22 protein-coding genes are annotated in these 19,478 nt (G+C 46.8%); 11 read left to right on the forward strand and 11 right to left on the reverse strand.

From position 1 onward, the window contains the following. Positions 1-75: 75 nt before the first annotated feature. Entirely contained in the window at positions 76-2,661 is a 2,586-nt protein-coding gene (locus tag ACXAD8_RS15775; protein ID WP_475230660.1) for a M14 family zinc carboxypeptidase, read from the forward strand. On the opposite strand, the gene ACXAD8_RS15780 is transcribed toward ACXAD8_RS15775, so the two are convergent. Beyond that, complete coding sequence (locus tag ACXAD8_RS15780) at positions 2,642-3,346, reverse strand: ComF family protein (RefSeq protein WP_475230663.1); 705 nt, start codon at positions 3,344-3,346, stop codon at positions 2,642-2,644. The genes ACXAD8_RS15775 and ACXAD8_RS15780 overlap by 20 nt on opposite strands. A 59-nt stretch (positions 3,347-3,405) precedes the next feature. Between ACXAD8_RS15780 and bioH the strand changes: the two genes are divergently transcribed. The 3 genes from bioH to ACXAD8_RS15795 all read left to right on the forward strand — a co-directional run bounded on the left by bioH (position 3,406) and on the right by ACXAD8_RS15795 (position 5,635). Continuing rightward, positions 3,406-4,176, forward strand: a complete 771-nt coding sequence (bioH, locus tag ACXAD8_RS15785) for a pimeloyl-ACP methyl ester esterase BioH (RefSeq protein ID WP_475230666.1) — start codon at positions 3,406-3,408, stop codon at positions 4,174-4,176. A 109-nt stretch (positions 4,177-4,285) separates the two neighbouring features. Next, the gene (locus tag ACXAD8_RS15790; RefSeq protein WP_475230669.1) at positions 4,286-4,606 is read left to right on the forward strand and encodes a hypothetical protein; all 321 of its coding nucleotides are present in this window, start codon (positions 4,286-4,288) and stop codon (positions 4,604-4,606) included. 21 nt (positions 4,607-4,627) lie between these two features. After that, complete coding sequence (locus tag ACXAD8_RS15795) at positions 4,628-5,635, forward strand: putative metalloprotease CJM1_0395 family protein (protein WP_475230672.1); 1,008 nt, start codon at positions 4,628-4,630, stop codon at positions 5,633-5,635. Between the two features lie 57 nt (positions 5,636-5,692). On the opposite strand, the gene ACXAD8_RS15800 is transcribed toward ACXAD8_RS15795, so the two are convergent. From ACXAD8_RS15800 to ACXAD8_RS15810, 3 genes are all read right to left on the reverse strand, one after another. Next, positions 5,693-8,014, reverse strand: coding sequence for a Tex family protein (locus ACXAD8_RS15800; RefSeq protein ID WP_475232986.1), 2,322 nt, complete (start codon positions 8,012-8,014; stop codon positions 5,693-5,695). A gap of 124 nt (positions 8,015-8,138) precedes the next feature. Beyond that, a complete protein-coding gene (gene greB, locus ACXAD8_RS15805) occupies positions 8,139-8,630 on the reverse strand; it encodes a transcription elongation factor GreB (protein ID WP_475230675.1) in 492 nt (163 codons plus the stop codon). 349 nt (positions 8,631-8,979) lie between these two features. Then, positions 8,980-9,747, reverse strand: coding sequence for an FKBP-type peptidyl-prolyl cis-trans isomerase (locus ACXAD8_RS15810; RefSeq protein ID WP_475230678.1), 768 nt, complete (start codon positions 9,745-9,747; stop codon positions 8,980-8,982). Positions 9,748-9,878: 131 nt separating this feature from the next. Here ACXAD8_RS15810 and ACXAD8_RS15815 point away from each other — a divergent pair, with 131 nt between their 5' ends. Both ACXAD8_RS15815 and ACXAD8_RS15820 read left to right on the forward strand, forming a co-directional pair. After that, positions 9,879-10,880, forward strand: coding sequence for a WD40 repeat domain-containing protein (locus tag ACXAD8_RS15815; protein WP_475230681.1), 1,002 nt, complete (start codon positions 9,879-9,881; stop codon positions 10,878-10,880). Positions 10,881-10,910: 30 nt separating this feature from the next. Continuing rightward, on the forward strand, positions 10,911-11,111 hold the full coding sequence (locus ACXAD8_RS15820; RefSeq protein ID WP_475230683.1) for a SlyX family protein: 201 nt from the start codon (positions 10,911-10,913) through the stop codon (positions 11,109-11,111). Positions 11,112-11,147: 36 nt separating this feature from the next. On the opposite strand, the gene ACXAD8_RS15825 is transcribed toward ACXAD8_RS15820, so the two are convergent. Continuing rightward, a complete protein-coding gene (locus ACXAD8_RS15825) occupies positions 11,148-11,357 on the reverse strand; it encodes a YheV family putative zinc ribbon protein (protein ID WP_475230686.1) in 210 nt (69 codons plus the stop codon). 75 nt (positions 11,358-11,432) lie between these two features. On the opposite strand from ACXAD8_RS15825, the gene ACXAD8_RS15830 reads away from it, so the two are divergent. The 4 genes from ACXAD8_RS15830 to ACXAD8_RS15845 all read left to right on the forward strand — a co-directional run bounded on the left by ACXAD8_RS15830 (position 11,433) and on the right by ACXAD8_RS15845 (position 15,084). Next, positions 11,433-13,337, forward strand: coding sequence for an ATP-binding cassette domain-containing protein (locus tag ACXAD8_RS15830; protein WP_475230689.1), 1,905 nt, complete (start codon positions 11,433-11,435; stop codon positions 13,335-13,337). Further along, positions 13,315-13,776: a TIGR02444 family protein gene (locus tag ACXAD8_RS15835; RefSeq protein ID WP_475230692.1), complete on the forward strand. Its 462-nt coding sequence runs from the start codon at positions 13,315-13,317 to the stop codon at positions 13,774-13,776. The genes ACXAD8_RS15830 and ACXAD8_RS15835 overlap by 23 nt, the downstream gene beginning before the upstream one ends. A 20-nt stretch (positions 13,777-13,796) precedes the next feature. Beyond that, complete coding sequence (locus tag ACXAD8_RS15840; RefSeq protein ID WP_475230695.1) at positions 13,797-14,774, forward strand: hydrolase; 978 nt, start codon at positions 13,797-13,799, stop codon at positions 14,772-14,774. A gap of 61 nt (positions 14,775-14,835) precedes the next feature. Then, a complete protein-coding gene (locus ACXAD8_RS15845; RefSeq protein WP_475230697.1) occupies positions 14,836-15,084 on the forward strand; it encodes a YheU family protein in 249 nt (82 codons plus the stop codon). On the opposite strand, the gene ACXAD8_RS15850 is transcribed toward ACXAD8_RS15845, so the two are convergent. The 4 genes from ACXAD8_RS15850 to nudE form a co-directional block, all read right to left on the reverse strand. Then, on the reverse strand, positions 15,072-15,455 hold the full coding sequence (locus ACXAD8_RS15850; protein ID WP_475230699.1) for a VOC family protein: 384 nt from the start codon (positions 15,453-15,455) through the stop codon (positions 15,072-15,074). The two genes, ACXAD8_RS15845 and ACXAD8_RS15850, sit on opposite strands and share 13 nt — an antisense overlap. A gap of 85 nt (positions 15,456-15,540) precedes the next feature. Next, positions 15,541-16,098, reverse strand: a complete 558-nt coding sequence (locus ACXAD8_RS15855; protein WP_475230701.1) for a YceI family protein — start codon at positions 16,096-16,098, stop codon at positions 15,541-15,543. Beyond that, on the reverse strand, positions 16,091-16,927 hold the full coding sequence (gene cysQ / locus ACXAD8_RS15860) for a 3'(2'),5'-bisphosphate nucleotidase CysQ (RefSeq protein WP_475232987.1): 837 nt from the start codon (positions 16,925-16,927) through the stop codon (positions 16,091-16,093). The genes ACXAD8_RS15855 and cysQ overlap by 8 nt, the downstream gene beginning before the upstream one ends. Next, entirely contained in the window at positions 16,924-17,490 is a 567-nt protein-coding gene (gene nudE / locus ACXAD8_RS15865) for an ADP compounds hydrolase NudE (RefSeq protein ID WP_475230703.1), read from the reverse strand. Before nudE ends, cysQ begins: the two co-directional genes overlap by 4 nt. A gap of 54 nt (positions 17,491-17,544) precedes the next feature. On the opposite strand from nudE, the gene yrfG reads away from it, so the two are divergent. After that, entirely contained in the window at positions 17,545-18,225 is a 681-nt protein-coding gene (gene yrfG / locus ACXAD8_RS15870) for a GMP/IMP nucleotidase (RefSeq protein WP_475230705.1), read from the forward strand. Between the two features lies 1 nt (position 18,226). Here yrfG and ACXAD8_RS15875 read toward each other — a convergent pair whose 3' ends face one another. Together ACXAD8_RS15875 and gspM are read right to left on the reverse strand one after the other, a co-directional pair. Beyond that, positions 18,227-18,976 (reverse strand): type II secretion system protein N, encoded by a 750-nt coding sequence (locus tag ACXAD8_RS15875; protein ID WP_475230707.1) that lies wholly within the window; start codon positions 18,974-18,976, stop codon positions 18,227-18,229. A 12-nt stretch (positions 18,977-18,988) separates the two neighbouring features. Further along, entirely contained in the window at positions 18,989-19,468 is a 480-nt protein-coding gene (gene gspM, locus ACXAD8_RS15880; protein WP_475232989.1) for a type II secretion system protein GspM, read from the reverse strand. Positions 19,469-19,478: the final 10 nt, after the last annotated feature.

The following is a 19,478-nucleotide window of genomic DNA, read 5'->3' on the forward strand; positions in this document are numbered from 1 at the left end:
CTCTTTTAGACAATTTTTGCCTATCAGCAAAGTTTCCCTTATGGTTAAGGCAATGACATAAAGGCTTTTTATTCAATGACAAAACGTTTTTTATCTTGTTTATTTTTATTGTTAGTGACCGGTGCAGCAAGCGCCGATATGTCCCGTATTTATAGCCATGATTTAGAATATCTGCCGAAGAGCGTCAGTTATGATCCGGCTATACCCCTACCACAGGAAGTGCTTGGTTACACGGTTGGGGAATGGCATGTCCGGCACGATCAGCTGATTGCTTACATGACGATACTGGCTGAGAAATCCGAACGGGTGCAATTACAGGAGATAGGCCTTACCTACGAAGGTCGTAAACTGGTGCATTTGCATATCAGTAATGCCAAAAACCTGGCCGATATTGAAAATATCAGAGCAACACACCTGAAAAACTGGCAAACACAAGAGACGCAAAGAGATCTCAGCGACTATCCATTGGTACTTTGGATGGGCTACAGTATCCATGGAGATGAGCCAAGCGGCTCCAATGCAGCATTGCTATTGGCCTATTACCTCGCTGCGGCACAAGGCGAAGAAATAGAACGCTTGCTGGATAACAGTGTCGTGATTTTAGATCCTTCCCTCAATCCTGATGGTCTCGCCCGATTCGCTCATTGGGCAAACTCACATAAGAGCTTAAATCTGGTGGCCGATCCGCAAAATCGCGAGCACCGTCAGGGGTGGCCGAGCGCCAGAACCAATCACTACTGGTTTGATTTAAACCGCGATTGGTTATTACTTACTCACCCTGAATCAAAAGCCCGTATTGAGCAGTTTCATCAGTGGCGGCCTCATGTATTAACTGATTTTCATGAGATGGGTACCAACAGTAGCTACTTCTTTCAGCCGGGCATTCCATCCCGAACTAATCCAAATACGCCGCAGAAGAACATCGATTTGACCAATGCGCTTGCTGGGTTTCACGCTAAACAGCTGGATCAGGACAAGCGTTTGTATTTCACCCAGGAGGCTTTTGATGATTTTTATTACGGCAAAGGCTCCACCTATCCCGATGCTCATGGCAGCATAGGTATCCTATTTGAACAGGCCAGTGCCCGTGGGCATCTTCAGGAGTCAGAAAATGGCCCTCTGGCATTTTCACAGGCGATTCAAAATCAGCTGAACTTGTCCCTCTCTACCTTTGAAGGAGCTTTAGCCAATAAACGCGAAATTCTGGAGTTTCAGGATGGCTTCAGCAGGGAAACTGCTGAGGAAGCAAAAGATGATGAGATTGCCGGGTTTATGGTGACGCCGGGAGAAGATGCCAGTCGCTTTAGTTATTTCCTGGATATTTTACAGCGCCATCAGGTGGACATTTATCCGCTGTCGGAAAACGTTAAGATCGATGACACCACCTTTGTAGCCGGAGAGAGTTTCTTTGTGCCTGGCAGACAAGCCCAATATCGTTTGATTAAATCCATGTTTTCCACCCAAAAGCGCTTTAAGGACAATACCTTTTACGATGTTTCAAACTGGAATATTGCATTGGCGTTTAACTATGAATTCACACCAATAGAAAAAAATCGTTGGCGTAAAATTCCATTCATGCAAAAGCCGGTTACCCAATTGCAGGTTAAGTCCCCCGAGATGAATACCGATGCCGTGGCCTGGGGATTTAACTGGCAGGACTCTGATGCACCGGCTTTGATGCAGTTTTTATTGAGTAAAGGCGCTTCGGTTAAACAGTCAGGGGAACCTTTTACAGCCGTTACTCTGGATGGTGAATTTGCTTTTCACCCCGGTGCCGTATTGCTGCCCATGGGATTAAAGCAACCGGATAATATAGTACCGGAGTTGATCGCCAAAGCCGCCGAATTCAATATTAAATTGCATGGACTGGTATCAGGAATGACGCCTCAGGGCGTTGACCTGGGTAGTCGTCATGTGTCAGTGGTGAACAAACCAGAAATATTATTATTGGGCGGTGCTGGCGTATCGCAATACGAAGCGGGTGAGGTTTGGCATTATCTCGATCGTTATGTAGGAGTCGCTCCCAGTATTATTGATATTCAACGCCTGGCAACTACAGATCTCAGCCGCTACAGCCACATCATTGCGGTTGATGGCAGTTATAGTAAGTTATCCGACAAGGTAAACGAAAAAATCCAGGTCTGGCTGGAAAAGGGCGGTGTGCTCATTACCCAAAAACGAGCGGCTAAATGGGCGGCAGAACAAGACTGGTTGAAGGCAAAATTCAAAGACGATGATGCCATCGATGCGGCGTTTGATACCAGCAAACTGAATTTCGCTGACCAGGAGGCGTTATCCGGTAAGAAGCGCGTCGCTGGAGCGGTGTTTAACACTAATGTGGATTTGACACATCCACTGTTATTTGGCTTCGATAAGGAAAACCTGCCGGTATTCCGCAATAGTACTATTATCATGCGCAAAGCCACTAAGCCCTTTGTCAGTCCGGTTATTTACCAAAAAGCGCCTCTTTTGGCAGGCTATGCGTCAGATGAAATAGAAAGCCTGATTGCCGACTCTGCGATGCTTATTGCTCATAATAAAGGTGAGGGTAAGGTCATTGCCTTTACGGACAATGTCAGCTTCAGAGGTTATTGGTTAGGCACGAGAAGGTTGCTTAGTAATGCGATATACCTTAGTCAATTCATCGATGTGGAAGGCTGACAGATAAACTCCACAGGTCAATTTGGATTTCTGGATTGACCTCTCTGAGCAAATTGCACAGGCGACTCATGGTGGTGCCTGTGGTGATCACATCGTCAATAATGGCGATGTGCTGCAACGCTTGGATTTGCTCTGTCTGAGCAATGCGAAACACTGAACTGGCTAACTGGCGTCGCTGTATACCGCTGAGGCCCGCCTGTGCCTTTCCTGATTTAATCTTTTTGAATAGCAGGGTCAATACCGGCATCTGTAGCTTGTCAGCCAGTACATTGGCAATAAGCTCGGTTTGATTGAATCCCCGCTGTAGTCGTTTTAGCGGATGAATTGGGACCGGGATAAGTGCTTGTGGTAAAGGTGAGCTGTCGTAACTGGCGTAAATTCGCAAAAGTAACAGCTTACCCAAGGTTTCGCTTAGTTCCATTTTGTAGCTGTATTTTAACAGGCTTATCAGTCTTTGCAGCACACCTGTGTGAGGGCCAATACACAAGGTGTCGAAAGCCCTGAGTTTTGGCAGGTGGCGCGCGAATGTGTGCTGATTGCTGATAAAATCAACGTTCTCGCCATGAGTTTCAAAGGAAGCGACTTCCTGCAGGCAAGCGCAGCAAACCGGATGTCCACTTGGTTGCAGACATAGATAGCAATGGTTGGTGGCTAAACGCAATCGCGTTATCATGCTTAAGAGCATAAGACTCTTTCCCTGAATCGTTATTATTCACCAATGTTACATTATCAACAGGAACTAGTTTGCAGTTAAAAGTACAGGATTTTCAGCCACAACCCCGACTGGTTTTTTTGCATGGCTGGGGTGTTAACAGTGGTGTTTTTCAGGGCTTGTTGCCCCAATTGCAGGATAATTATGCCCTCAGGTTTATCGATTTACCGGGGTTTGGCAGTAACAATCACATCGATGTGCAGGCATTGAGTTTTGAACAATATTGTCAGCTATTGATCCCCTATATCCCAGATGGCGCCGTGCTTGCAGGTTGGTCTATGGGGGGATTAGTGGCGCAATATTTGGCATCTCATTCTGACTGTAATGTGCAGGGGTTGGTTGCAATTTGTAGCTCCCCCAGTTTTATGCAGGAAGATCATTGGCCAGGCATTAAGCCGAAAATACTGGAAGGGTTTCAGGCCCAATTGCAACAGGACTTTGAGAAAACCCTGGATCGGTTTTTGGCCATTCAGGCCATGGGTAGTGAAACCGCGAAAAAAGATTTAAAAATTATTCGCGAGCGAGTACACGCTGGTGGCATGGCCAATCACAGCGCACTGACGCAAGGTTTGTGCTATTTGCACAATGTGGATTTGCGCTCGTCAATGCAGTCGAGGTTACCTAAAACCTTACGCATTTTTGGTAGTCAGGACAGTTTGGTTCCTAAAGCCAGTGCGGCCAAAATTCAGGAAATTGATCCGGCCTCAAGGGTGCACATTATTGAAAAAGCGTCGCACGCACCATTTATTTCCCACCCTCTGCAGTTTATGGAAATCTTTAGTGAATTTATGAGCGATTTTTAGTCAAAATTATTATAACTGCGCTGCAGCTAATCTAAACATAGCCTAATCAAAGCATTTATTTCTTTGCTGATTTGTATAATAATTAAACATGAGGTAATAGGAGTAGTGTATGTCTTTTGATGTAAGAAATAGCGTTAATTCCGCTATCTTGTCTGGTGTGATGGGGGTACAACGTGCCTCTGATAATATCGCCGGGACATCGATTAGTTTAGCGCAACAGCAGGCGTCTTTGCGCACCACCAGTGATCTGTTGTCAGATGTCGCAACCCAACAATTGGGGGGCGTATCTAAGTTGTTGCCTTCCGGCGGCGACTCGATGACAGATAATTTATTGTCTTTGGTGAACAACCTGAACAACGCTCAGGCGTCTACCAAAGTGCTGGATGTGGCCAATGAAACCGTTGGCAGAATTATTAACGAAATCGCCTGATAATTCATATCTGAGCTGAATATGAATATTGTTACACCGGTGCCAACAGCTATACCGTTCACTACATCTAATGTGAACACGGAATCTGCGCGCCGCGATAATGTGCAGCGGGAGGTCATTCCGCAACTAACACAACCGGAAAACTCCTCTGCAGAAGCAGGTTTGGGGTCGGAGTCCGATCGTCTTAAACAATCGGCAAAATCAGCTCAACCAGCGCAATCTCCCACCTATGAACGTCCGGTAGTTCAGCAGAATCCCAATGCCGACACCAGTGGCTTAAACAGCAATGGTGATACACCGGACAATGCCAACCAGGAAAGTGCTGGTAAAGAAGACGCAGAAGAGCGTCAGAAGCAGCAAAAAGAGGCGGCCGACAAACAAGAGTTGGATCGCCTTAAAGCCAGAGAACAGGAAGTTCGTGCTCACGAGCAAGCTCATGCGGCTGTCGGTGGGCAGTATGCTGGTGCTCCTAGCTATGAATTTGAAACTGGCCCAGACGGACAGCAGTACGCCGTTGGTGGTGAGGTATCTATAGATATCTCCAAAGAGTCTGAGCCAGAAGAAACACTAAATAAAATGCAGCAGGTGAAGGCGGCAGCGCTTGCGCCAGCTGAACCCTCAGCGCAGGATTTTCGGGTAGCCAGTGAGGCGACACGCATTGCAGCTGAAGCCCGTGTTGAGATTGCTCAGGAAGATGTTGAGCAGCAAAAAGAAGCTCAGGAAGAAAGCATTGAGCGGGTGTTTGGTGGACAGAATGACACAAACGCCAGTGAAGTCATTGAAGAAAAAATACCAGAACTGGATGAGATCGTTGAACCCGGTGATGTCGGTGCACCAACGCGCTCACTGGAGCAACCAGAACAGTTCGTTGATAGTGCCTTTAACGCGTTTTTAGCGCAACAAAGTGCTGAGGACGGCGAGGTAGCTGCGCAGCGTGATGAAGAGATCAATCAGCGGGCTTTAAGAATTGCCAATTTTTATCAACAAACTTCCACTCCCCGTACTGAAGGCTTTCAGCAATTTGCCTGAGAGCTATCCAGGCCAGACATTTGCCTGACCGGATAGTACCTTAACTTCATACAGTGATTACTTTTTCGCTTTAGCAAAGGCTTCTGCGAAGGCATTACCCATTGCGCTGTTCGCCCCTTTATTATCCTGTCTGGGCGCGCGAGCAGCTTTGTTGCTGCGATTGTCGTTGCGCTTTTGAGGTTTACCTGTGGCCTGACTTTGCGGTTTGGCTTTGTCGTCCAGGCGCATGGTAAGAGAGATGCGTTTTCTGGCCACATCCACTTCAGTCACCTTCACCTTGACGATATCGCCGGCTTTCACCACTTCTCGTGGATCAGAGATAAACTTATCCGTGATACAAGATATGTGTACCAGGCCGTCCTGATGCACACCTATATCTACAAACGCACCGAAGTTTGCCACGTTGCTGATCACGCCTTCCAGAATCATGCCGGGCTTGAGGTCATTGATGGTATCAACTCCATCTTTAAACTGCGCTGTTTTGAATTCCGGGCGCGGATCGCGACCCGGCTTTAACAGCTCCGACAAGATATCTTTGATGGTCGGCAGACCAAAATGCTCATTGACGAAGCTGTCCGGCATAATCTTTTTAATGACGTCAGCATTGCCAATCATCTGCTTAACATCGCAGCCCGCTTCCTGTTGCATGCGCTCGACGATGGGGTAGGCTTCGGGGTGCACTGCAGAGCTATCTAGCGGCTCACTGCCATTATTGATTCGCAGGAATCCGGCGCATTGTTCGAATGCTTTAGGACCAAGACGAGCCACTTTTGTCAGTTCTTTACGGCTGTTGAAGGCTCCATTTTGATTGCGATATTCCACAATATTTTGCGCCAGCGTTTTGTTTAACCCGGAAATATTGGCCAAAATCGCTGGCGAAGCGGTGTTCAGATCCACGCCTACGGCGTTCACACAATCTTCTATAACCGCCTCCAGCGATTGTCCTAGCTGGCTCTGGCTGACATCATGCTGATATTGACCAACGCCAATCGCTTTAGGTTCAATTTTTACCAGTTCTGCCAGAGGGTCCTGTAAACGTCGGGCAATAGAGACGGCACCGCGCAAAGACACATCCATATCTGGCAGTTCCTGAGAGGCCAGTTCCGACGCTGAATACACTGAGGCCCCGGCTTCACTGACAATCAGTTTAGTCAGTTTTAAGTCCGGCTGGTTTTTCATCAGTTCCGCCACCAACTTGTCGGTTTCCCGGGAGCCGGTGCCATTACCTATGCTGATCAATTCCACCTTGTATTGGCGACAGACATTGGCCAAAGTACGCAAGGACTTGTCCCAATGATTTTGTGGTGCATGGGGGTAAATGACCTGAGTGGCAAGTACTTTACCGGTTTGATCCACAATTGCTACCTTTACCCCGGTTCGCAAACCTGGATCCAGGCCCATGGTGACACGGGGACCAGCCGGTGCTGCCATTAGCAAATCTTTCAGGTTAGAGGCAAATACATTAATGGCTTCCAGTTCCGCAGATTCCCGTAACTGGCTGAATAGTTCGTTTTCCATATACATCAAAATCTTGATGCGCCAGGTCCATTGAATAACACCGGTTAACCATTTACCGGCTGCTTTTTGCGACAGGTGCTGATTGGCCAGGCCGGTGTGTTCCGCGATTATGGTTTCGCAGTAGGAGGTTTTGTCTGATTCTTCTTTTTCCGGATCCGGCTCCAGAGATACCTGTAAAAAGCCTTCATTGCGGCCTCTGAACATGGCTAAGGCACGATGTGATGGCGTGCTGGATAACTTTTCCCTATGCTCAAAATAATCACTGAATTTAGCGGCTTCTTTTTCTTTACCCGGAATCAGGACACTCTTAATAAAGGCGTTTTTCTGCAAATGTCGGCGTATTCTCTGCAACAGGTCGGCATCTTCTGCAAAGCGCTCCATTAGAATGAATTTAGCACCGTCTAATGCGTCTTTGGTGCTGGGTACAGCGTCGTTGAGGTATTGTTCAGCCTGGGCTTCAGGATCGAGAGAAGGATCGTTAAACAGGGCGTCAGCCAGTGGCTCCAGGCCGTTTTCAATGGCGATCTGGCCCTTGGTACGACGCTTGGGTTTATAGGGCAAATACAGTTCTTCCAGCTCAGCCTTAGAAACACAAGCGTTAATCTTATCGCTCAGCGTTTCCGTGAGTTTATCCTGTTCACTGATGGATTTAATGATGGCTTCTTTGCGCTCCCATAGCTCTCGCAGGTAAGTCAGTCGCTGTGCCAGGTTACGCAGTTGTGTATCATCCAGCCCTTGAGTGGCTTCTTTTCGATATCGGGCGATAAAAGGTACAGTCGCGCCGCCGTCCATCAGCTCTACAGCGGAGGAAATTTGCGCTGCAGAGATGTTCAGTTCCTGACTGAGTTGAGAAAATATGATTTGATTAGCCATGCTTGCTTCCATCAGGGAGTGACATTAATCCCAATTATTAGGTTCGTTAGATATATTCCAGGCAATATGAGGCCTGACCGCAACTTTACAATGTTATTGAACGGTTTTCCTGTTATTCGGGCGTGGTTTGTTTGTCTGGATATACAATACTGTTGATGTACCAGTGTTTTTTGCCCTCAGGTGTAGTTACCACAACTTCATCATCAACTTGGTGTTTAATCAACGCTCGCGCCATGGGACTGTCTATCGATATCACATCTTTGCGAGAGAATATCTCATCGTAACCCACTATCTGAAACTGACGTTCTTCACCTTCATCATTTTCAATGCTGACTCTGGCACCAAAAAACACCTTACCTTCTTGCTGGAGATCGTAGTCGACTATTTTTAAGGCTTCCAGGCGTTTGCTCAGATAGCGTACCCGGCGATCAATTTCCCGCAATTTGCGTTTGTTTTCTTTGTAGTCTGCATTTTCACTTCTGTCTCCCAGGCTGGCAGCCCAGGTGACTTTCGCGGTAATTTCCGGGCGTTCGGTTCGCCACAGGTAATCCAGTTCGGCTTTTAGTTTGTTGTATCCGGGCCGGGTGATCAAGGGTGTGCGCATGATGATAAATAATTCTTAAAATTAAATTGTTCGTAAGTTCAATAAGTTGTGTTTTTTGTCCCACAAAAGTGCATTTTTTCCAGGAAAAAAAACGCTTTTGAGCTACAGTTATATTAACAAAAACGCTGAAAACGGAGGTATAACATTTTTTATCTCTCTACAGGATTGAACAACAACAACGGTCCTGCAACGTTTTAAACCAGATTCTGCTAAAGCAGACTTATTAATATTGCCAGGCGCAATACCATTCGAAAATTCCGATGAGGACGAGGATCGGCAAGGAAAGTCGAACATTAAAAAACTAAAAAAGCCGGGCTGCTGCCCGGCTTTTGCTATTCAAAGCCTAAAATTACTTAGATTCGATAGAAAGCAATTCCACATCAAATACTAAAGTGGAGTTTGGCTTAATTTTACCAGTAGCACGAGAGCCGTAAGCCAATTCGCTAGGAATGTGGAAACGGTACTTAGAACCGACACTCATCAGCTGCACGCCTTCAGTCCAACCTTTGATTACACGGTTAAGTGGGAATACTGCTGGTTCGCCGCGATCGTAAGACGAATCGAATACTGTTCCGTCAATCAGAGTACCGTGGTAATGAACTTTAACCGTATCTTCTGCAGAAGGCTTGTCACCTTCGCCAGCGGTTAACACTTCATATTGAATACCAGATTCAGTTTCCATTACGCCTTCGCGTTTCTTGTTTTCTGCCAGATAAGCCTGACCTTCTTCCAGTGTCTTTTGGCCTTCCGCTGCTGCCATTTCAGTTTGCTTCTGTTGCGCTGCAGTTTGCAGTGCCTGAATCAACTGAGTGGCTTCTTCGTCAGTTAAAATAGCGTTGCCATCAATTGCAGCCATAAAGCCTTGCTTAACATGCTCAGCACTGAAGGTCATACCGAATTGTGCGTATTGCTCCGCTTGTGCGGTTACGTATTTACCCATGTTTTCACCCAGGGCGTAGGCTTGTTTTTCTGCAGCAGGTAATTGATTTACCTGCTCAATTGTCATTGTCATTGCTGCTGCCTTTTCTGTAGTGGCGTTGTTAGAAGATTGTTCCTGTTGACATGCGCTCAACCCAATCACACTAGCAAGTGCTATCAGAAGTGATCTATTTCTCATGAATTGCTCCGATTTATTTGTTTTGGAATTTGTTTGAAAAAAGCCAGAAATTGTGGCGGGCAGTTTCCACGCAAAGCGCATATACTAAACAGAGTTTTAGTATTTCGAAACCATAACCAAGAAATAAAAGGATGATCAGACTAAAAAGTAAGCAACTTCTCCGCTTTTCACTGTTCTTGTTCGGTATTCTCGCTGTTTTTTCCTGTGGTACCTATCACAAAGAACCCGCTTTGGAATTTCAACATGCGGAAGATGGGGCTATGGCGGCGGACATTTCGCTGGACGCCAAAATCAGTGTTGTGTCCAGTATCGACCTTGGACTATTGGTGTGGGACCTGGAATACAATCAGAAAATTTATCAGTGGGCTTATAAAGGCGATGGCGAAACCATTAACCTGGTTTCTATGGTGCGCATAGCTAATGACAATTCTTATGTGGTGAGTGCCGACCGGGAGTCTTTTGCTATCTGGAGTCTGAACTCCGGAGAGCCGGAGGGGTTTTGGCGCATTGATGAGTCCACCATTCGCGATGTGGCAATCGCCAGTCAAGGAACAACTGTTCTTGTTGGCAGAAGCAATGGTAAAGTATTGATGTTAGAGCCTTTTACTGGCAGAAGGTTGGAGTTTTTAGGTCACACCGAGCGCATTAACAGCGTGGATATTTCTCCCAATGGTTATTACGCACTGACCGGAGGCAATGACTATGTGGCTTATTTGTGGGATACCCGTTCTGGTCAGGTGGTACATCGCTTTGACCACCCCAGCCGCGTTACCAAAGTACTGATCGATCCTAAAGGACGTTATTTGTTTACTGCAGATAGCCAAAAAACAGCGCGTATCTGGGACGCGCAAACCGGTGAAGAAGTCTCCAGGTTGCAGTTTATTCAAAGACAAATGATTTTTTCCTCGGCGGTATTTTCAGATGACGGTCGCCGTTTACTGACGGGCTCACCCAACCGGTTACTGGCTCTGTGGGATGTGCAAACCGGGGATAAAATAGAAGGCTGGCGAGTAAAACCCAACGATAAAGCGGTAGGTAACAGTGCTATTGTCTATGGCGTCGGTTTCTACAATGAAAATCAGGTAATTTCTGAAAGTAGTAGTGGCTGGGCAGAGGTTTGGAACATACAATAAGCGCCGGAAATTTGTAAACGGGCCAGAGCATTGAACGAAATAGAACAGCTACAGGTGAAAGTTGCCTATCAGGAAGACACCATCGAAGCCTTGAATCAGGCGTTAATTAAGCAACAGCGTCAAATTGATGAGTTGCAGTTTAAGATGCAACACGTCAGCAATAAGCTGAAAGAGATGTCATCCGGCAATATTGCGTCTTTAGATGAAGAAACACCGCCTCCCCACTACTGATGTTTTTCAGCACTGTTGGCACGGCGCTGCAACAGGTTAATTAGACGGTTTAAAGATACCAATCACGTTTTCATTGCTGCGAGTGTTTTTTTCCGCATTATCATCTAACTGGGTTTTTTGATAATCACAGTAAACACATTCAACTTTCTCTACATTGTTTTCCATGTATAGCATCAGGCTGTCTGTGGCCTTACAATGAGGGCAAATTGCGCCAGCAATAAAGCGCTTTTTAATTTTTTTAGTCATCGGGTTATCTGGGGTCATAAGGCTAAGTTAAATGCCATTTTATCCGGCTCAGGTAGCAAAAATAAAACGGAAATTATGATTTTACTTAAACAGCTTGCGCTAATGCAGGGTGGCGAATACTTATTACGGGATGTCAGCCTGCAATTCAGCAGCGGACAGAAAATCGGCATCATAGGCCGTAATGGTTGCGGTAAGTCCACCCTGTTCAACGCTATTCTACAGCAATTCCCGGTGGAAGAAGGGGAATTGTTTATTCCCCCCGAATGGCAAATTGCCCATGTTGCCCAGGAAACCCCATCGGTAGAACGTTCAGCTTTGCAATACGTACTGGACGGTGAAGTGCGCTACCGTGCCCTGGAAGCGCAACTTGAAAAAGCCAATCAGGCCAATGACGGTATTAAGATCGCGGAGATTCACGGTCAGCTTCAGGACATAGGCGCCGATACACTGGAAGCCAGAGCGGGCATAATCTTAAACGGTTTGGGTTTCGCTCAGCAGCAACATGCATTACCGGTGAGTCGTTTCTCCGGTGGATGGCGCATGCGCCTGAATCTGGCTCAGGCGCTGCTTAAACGCTCAGATTTATTATTACTGGATGAACCTACCAACCACCTTGATTTAGATGCTGTTATTTGGCTTGAGTCCTGGCTGAGAAGCTACGAAGGGTGTCTGATGCTGATTTCCCATGATCGGGATTTTCTGGATGCCGTGGTAAACAATATCGCGAGTTTTGAAAACAAGTCACTGCGTCACTATGTTGGTAATTACAGTGCTTTTGAAAAACAAAAAGCGGAACGCCTGAGATTGCAGGAAGCTACCGCCCGCAAGCAGCAGGAAAAAGCCGCCCACTTACAAAAATTCATCGATCGCTTTGGAGCCAAGGCCTCTAAAGCGAAGCAAGCACAAAGCCGCAAGAAACAGCTGGATAAGCTGGTGCAGATTATTCCTGAAACCCAAGAGTCATCATTCTCCTTTGATTTTTTCGAACCTGAAAAGCTGCCTAACCCTCTGGTTCATATGGAAAAAACCGAAGCGGGTTACGGCGACATCAGTATTCTGAAAAATATTCAGCTTAATCTGGTGCCCGGTAGCCGAATTGGCTTGCTGGGTCGCAATGGCGCGGGTAAATCCACCTTAATTAAATTACTGGCGGGCGATCTCGCGCCGTTAAGTGGCGAATACAGTACCAGTGCCGGTTTGAAAGTGGGTTACTTCTCCCAGCATCAGATGGATAAACTGCGTCCGGATATGTCGGCTCTGCAACATTTTCAGGTGCTGGATCCCAAGGCAACAGAACAGACTCTGCGAAACTACCTGGGCAGTTTTGGTTTTCACGGTGATGATGCGTTGTCACCAGTATTACCTATGTCGGGTGGCGAAAAGGCTCGTTTGTCGCTGGCGCTGATTGTTTATCAAAAACCTAACCTGTTGCTGCTGGATGAGCCCACTAACCACCTGGATATGCAAACCCGGCTGGGGCTAACTCTGGCTCTGCAGTCGTTTGAAGGCGCCATGGTGATTGTTTCTCACGACCGCTTTTTAATTTCTGCGGTATCGGATGACTATTATCTGGTGGACGAGGGGCAGGTGAGTCGTTTTGACGGAGATATCCACGATTATGAGAAATGGGTGCTAAACAAGCCTGCCGCTGAACCGAAGGCCGCTGAATCAGGTAATAGTCAGGTATCACGAAAAGAAACTAAGCGTTTAGAGGCGGAGTTTCGCAAAACGGTGCAACCGCTGAAAAAGCAAATCAGTGCGGGTGAAAAACAAATGGAGCAGTGCCAGTCACGTTTGGCGGAGCTGCAGGAAACATTGGCCGACACTACCTTGTATGAAGCGCACAACAAAGAGCGGCTGAAAAACTTGCTGGCTGAACAAACCAAATTGAACAATCAGCTGGAGGAGGCGGAGCACAGTTGGTTAGAGGCACAGGAAGCATTTGAACAGGCGGAGTATGAATTTAGACAAACTCTGTGATGCCACCGCCTTTTGGCAGTTTTCTTGTGATGTGTATGCCCGGGAGGGCGTAAAAGAGCTGTGTTTGCAGGGCCAGGAGGATTATGGCTTAAACGTCAATCTGGTGTTGCTGTGTCATTGGTTGTACCAAGATCACAGTGGCCTGGACAGCAAAGGGTTCAGCAACATAAAAATCGAGATTAGTGGTATCGAATCTCAGGTGAAGACACAACGCAGCAAGCGAAAGCGGTTGTGCAAAGGAGAGCCTGAATATCAGCAATGTCTGGCTCTGGAGCTGCAACTGGAAAAACAGATGCAGCATGAAATACTGTTTGCGCTGCAAAAGCAGAGTATTACAGATTCTGATGAGCACTGCTTAGCACAGTATCTGGCTGCTGAGGGCGTAACTGCGGCTGATTGGTTGCAGGTGATACTGAATCATTTTGCCAGCAACAAATGATAAGAGTTTAGTAATTTTCTATGATAGTTAGATCTGCTTTTGAAGCACCTTTTTGGGCCAGAAATCGTCATGTGCAAACCATTTGGCCACGATTTTTTGTCAGAAAGCCCAGACCTGCTTTAAGCTGGGAAAAGTTCGACACCCCTGACGGTGACTTTGTAGAACTGGCCTGGAGCAAGAATAAGCCTTCTCAAAAAGGGCTTGTGGTGATTTTTCATGGACTGGAAGGTTCCGCCGAATCCCACTATGCGGCGCATCTGATGGCTATGTTGGAGAAGCTGGGCTGGCGCTATGTACTAGTGCATTTTCGGGGCTGCGGTCCCTCGCAAAATCAGACGGCCCGCTCCTATCACAGTGGTGAAACAGCGGACAATCGTCTTGTGCTGGAATCTTTGAAATCGCGGTTCCCCGATCAGCCATTAATTGCCATAGGTTATTCGTTAGGTGGGAACATGTTATTAAAAATGCTGGGGGAGTCAGAAAGCAATGATTTGCTGCACCAGGCTATCGTGGTGTCACCTCCTTTTGACCTGGCTCGCTGTTCCGAATCTATTGCAAAAGGATTTTCCCGCATTTATCAAAAGCATCTGCTTAAGAGTATGAGGCGCAAATTCGAACAGAAATATGCGCGTTATGATTATGTGAAGTTACTAGGCTTGCGTATCGAGGAGTTGCAAAACTTCCGCAGTTTTTATGATTTTGACGATCGCATCACCGGGCCGTTACATGGTTTTGCTAACGCCAGGGATTACTATTCTCGATGTAGCGCCAATCGGTTTATGCAAAAAATCAGTGTGCCTACCCTGGTTCTGCATGCCAAAGACGACCCTTTTATGTCGCCCGATATAGTACCTCCGGCGGAGCAGATTTCCCCGGCTGTAACCATAGAGTTAAGTGAGCGAGGAGGGCATGTGGGCTTTTTACAGGGCTCATTTTGGCGTCCCAAATTTTGGGTTAACGAACGTATAGCTGCCTTGCTAAACAGCCTTAAAATATAGTTTTATATATATGTAAGTTGGTGCTTGCAAATATTGAAAATAAAGACATTTGGAGTGAGTAATGTCCGTAGTAGTGCCTGTTGATGAAATCCCTGAAGAAAGCTTGCGCAACCTGGTTTCTGGTTTTGTTTTGAGAGAAGGAACAGACTATGGAGAACAGGAAATCTCGCTTGAGGCAAAGATTGAGCAGGTGGTCGCGGGATTAAAATCTGGTGTATTTGTTATCGTATATTCTGAATTGGAAGAAAGCTTTGATATCGTAAGTCGGGATAGCTTGCACCTGATGGAAAGCAAAAATCAGGATTGCTGATTGTTCACTCGCCAGGGAGGATTGAGGCGGTTTTCACCGGCCCAATAAAGTTTTATTTTGTTACCTGAAGGATCTTTTAAAATGGCCTCCTTCCATAAATAGCGTTGCTCGGTGGGGGGCTGTTCAAACTTGAAGCCTCGTTGACAAAGCTCGCCGTACAGCTCATCCAGTTGCTGGTGTTCAAAATAGACTACCGCACCATTAGAGAATGCTTCTTCTTCAAGTGATAAGGAAAAGCTGCTGTTGCCCTCAGGCGCTTTAAAGCGCGCGTAGTGGGGTGTGTCAACGATAAGTTCACAGCCCAACAGCTGGTAAAAGCGCACGGCTTTTACCATGTCATTAACCGGTAAGGTGATCTGATTTAGATCCATTACAGTCCGCGTTCCATTAGCCTATACCCAAATCATCTCACGCTGAAAGCTAGCATCTTGAGATAATTTGGGTAGATAGAGCAATTTATTTATTTTTCAGAACAATACTGCCGGTGACGGGTACAGAGTAGCCAATAGATTTTAGCCCGGCTACTTCGCGCAACGCTTCGATACCTGCTACCAAATCGTAATCCGCTGCATTAATGATCACTGGCTTTTGTAAAGTACCGGTAATACTGTCATTTCCCGGGGTCAGCAATAAGGATAATTTTACGGGATGGGTTTTACCGTACAGGCTTAGTGTACCTGCAACCTCAACTACAGAGGTTTGCTGATAGGTATCTATCCCCTGAGGTAAAGACAATGTCAGTGTGGCATAACGAAAATTGGCGACATCAAACAGCATGGCCTTCATGCGCTCGTTGCGAATGGGAATGGCTGTCTCCACTGAACTTAAATCCATCTTCAAAGTAAGTTGCGAGGTACTTGTCATCGCTACTTCAAAGGCTGTTATCTGATGAACTTCGCGAATGTGAGTTTGTTTTGTTGATACAAAGCTGATATTGGAGTTGTCACTGTCCAGTTGCCAGCCAGCAAAACAGGAGCTGCTCAAAAGTGACAGGATAATCAATAATTTATTCATCGTTTTTACTCACCAGTTGATACAAGACTATTTGTTCCCAATCCACTCGTTGGTCGCCGAGCACCACAAAATCGGGATTGATAAGACTTGTTCGTTGATTGTAGGTTAATGGTTCAAAATCTGCGGCTAATACTTTGCCACCGGCTTCAGAAACAATGCACTGTGGTGCGCCAGTATCCCACTCTCCGGTAATGCCTATGCGTAAAAATACGTCCGCTTTGCCTTCGGCGATAAAACAGGCTTTGAGTGAGCAACTGCCTAGCGGAATGGTGCTGTAAATTCTGTCTTTAGTCATCCTGGACATAACTCTGTCGCGGGGTTGGCGGCGACTAATGGCCACCAGTACTTCGCCATTGTCCGGATCGTCTAACTGACGTACCCAGATCTGCTTATCTTCTTTTGGTGTTTCTTTGAATGCACCATGGCCTTTACTGGCAAAATACAAAGCTTCGCCAACGGGCCAATATATAACGCCAATGGCTGGTTCATTATTTTCAATCAAGGCAATATTGATAGCAAAATCACCGCTACGGGCGATAAACTCCTGGGTGCCATCGATGGGGTCTATGAGCCAGTACCGCTGCCAGTCTTTACGGATTTCCAGAGATTCATGCTTGCTCTCCTCCGACATAATAGGAATGCCCGGCGCATGTTGATCCAGATAGCGGGTGATAATTTCGTTGGCTTTGTAATCTGCAGTGGTAACCGGTGAGTCGTCAGACTTACTATAGCTGGTAAAGTCACCACTATCGTAAATCTGCATAATTTCGGCGCCGGCTTCTAACGCGGCGGCTTTGGCAATGTCGAGTAGCTGTTGATAGGGATTCATCTGTTTTGCAATAACCTCCTGTGAGCCAGCATCAAGGCTGCGATACATCGGGCTTCAGTAAAATCTGGTCGGGCTAGTAAGGCATCCATGTCGTCGAACGACCATTCTACCACTTCTAGTGGCTCAGGCTCGTCACCTGGTAGTTTTTCCGGATACAGGCCTGTGCCTATCATAATGTGCATGTGTGCACTGAAGAAGGTGGGTGCCATGGTAACCGTGGATAAGGCTTCCAGGCGGTCTGCTCCGAAGCCAACTTCTTCTTTTAATTCCCGGTTGGCGGCTTGCTCTGGTGTTTCTCCGGGATCGATAAGTCCTTTGGGGAAGCCCAACTGATATTCGTGCAGACCAGCGGCGTATTCTCTCACCAACAGAAAGCGCTTGTCGTCCAGCATGGGCACAATCATCACTGCGCCTCGACCCGAACCCGCCATACGCTCAAAAATGCGCTTCTCGCCGTTGGAGAACTCAAGGTGAACTTGCTCCAGCCGGAATAACCTACTGCGAGCTACTATTTCCCGATCATGGATAACAGGTAGTTGTTTCTCAGAATCTGGTTTACTCACTCTGGTGCCGCGTTACAATATGCCAAAACCCTACTATAACGCTTATAAATTCAAATGCCTACGTTACATTGGAAGGAAATCGACACCGTTTTATTAGACATGGACGGTACATTGCTGGATTTACACTATGACAATCAGTTCTGGTTGCACCATTTACCGCTGCGTCTGGCGGAAAAACGGGGTATTTCCTTTGAACAGGCTCAGCAATTTCTAAAGGATGAGTACCAAAAGGTTTTTGGTACCCTGGATTGGTATTGTCTGGATGCCTGGGCCAAAAAGTTGGACATGAATATAGTGGAAACCAAGCGGGAAATAGAGCATCTGATCTCCATGCGTCCCGATACCATTCCGTTTTTAGATGCTTTGAAGCACTCAGGACGAAAAGTATTTCTGGTGACCAATGCTCACCCGGATTCCCTGTCTCTTAAAATCGAAAAAACCCAGTTGGATAAACACATCGATGTGCTGTATTCCACCCATCAGTTTGGTGTTACCAAAGAGTCATTAATTCTGTGGCAAAAGCTGCAGGCAGAAATTGGCTTTGACGCTAACAAAACCCTGTTTGTGGATGACAGCATAGGTATTCTGACAACCGCCAGAGACTTTGGTATTAAGCACTTACTAGCGGTAGAGAATCCGGATAGCAAAAAGCCCGCAGTAGTGGTTGCAGACTTTGAGTCGGTGAGTGATTACCGCGACATCATACCGGATATTCAGGCGGCAACGCTGATATAGGTTACAGCTTTATCTGGTAGAACCCTTGGGTATCCGGCGCTCCAAAGAATTTGGCTGCTTCGTGAACTTCACTGGGCAGTGCGTCTGACACTTTAAACTGCCCTTCAACGCTAAAGCTGCCGTGGTGGTGCAATAACGCGGTGACTGCGAGGTTAAGTGAATTATCCGGCTTCGTGGTAATTTCAATGGGTCCTTGTCGGCACGCCAAAGTCGCCTCAAAGTTACCCAGATTAACCTGGCCATTAAATCCAGCTACTCCGGCATTCAGCCAACTGCCAACACCTTGCAAAGACTCACAGCCGCTGTCCAACTGATAACTGAACTGTTGGATTTGCACCCGTGCCCGGCCCGCTGCATCGACGGCGATAGGCAACTGTACTTGTGCCATTAACAAAGGCGTTGGGGCAAATAAGGTGGTGTTTTCGGCGCGGATACCAGAAGCGGTCAGTGAAATATCGCCTGTAACTGATATCTGATCACTATCCCGAGCACTACCAGCGTCGATATGGATTGCGGCTTTACCCAAAAGCAGTGGCAGAAACGCTAATTGCCAGTCTACATTAGACAAAGCCAGGCCTTTTACAATGACCTGATCGGCATGACCATTCCAAAGGGTGCCACTAACGCCAATAACACTAATCCCCTGTGGCAGTGGGCTTCTGGAAACGACTTGTGAGGCGGGCAAGTGGGCAATCAAAAAAATAATAAACAGGCCAAATGCGGCGAAGCTGATACTGAGTTGTTTTTTCATAGTCCTTTGCAATTACACTTTGCTGAGTCTGAGGCGACGAATCTTAACATTGCCGGCACTGTCGCCTTCGGCGATATCGGCTTCGATAATTTGCACACCCATATTTTCCAGCGACTGCAACCAGTTCAGGACATCTTCAAAGCGGGCATTGTCGATCCAGACCTGGATATCATCACCCTGTGGTTGCATTCGGGAGATGCTGATATTGCTGTTATTTGCAGTTTGATTGACTGCCTGAGGCAAAGAGCCGTTGAATTCTCCACCGTCACCGCCAGACTGTTTCAATTGAATAGCGCGATTGGCATTTTGGCTCACCCAGGTGAGCAGCTCTTTTTGGGCATTCAACGAGGCGCTGTTCTTTTCGATACTGGCCTGCATTGGCGCATAGATTAAAAAGTAAATGCTACCAACCACCACTACAATGGCCGATATCAGCACCATTTTCTGTTCGCGATCAGTGAGTTGCTGAAAGCGTTGTTTGAGATCGTTCAGAGACTTCATA

The organism is Planctobacterium sp. AWH2_060, from assembly GCF_056158425.1.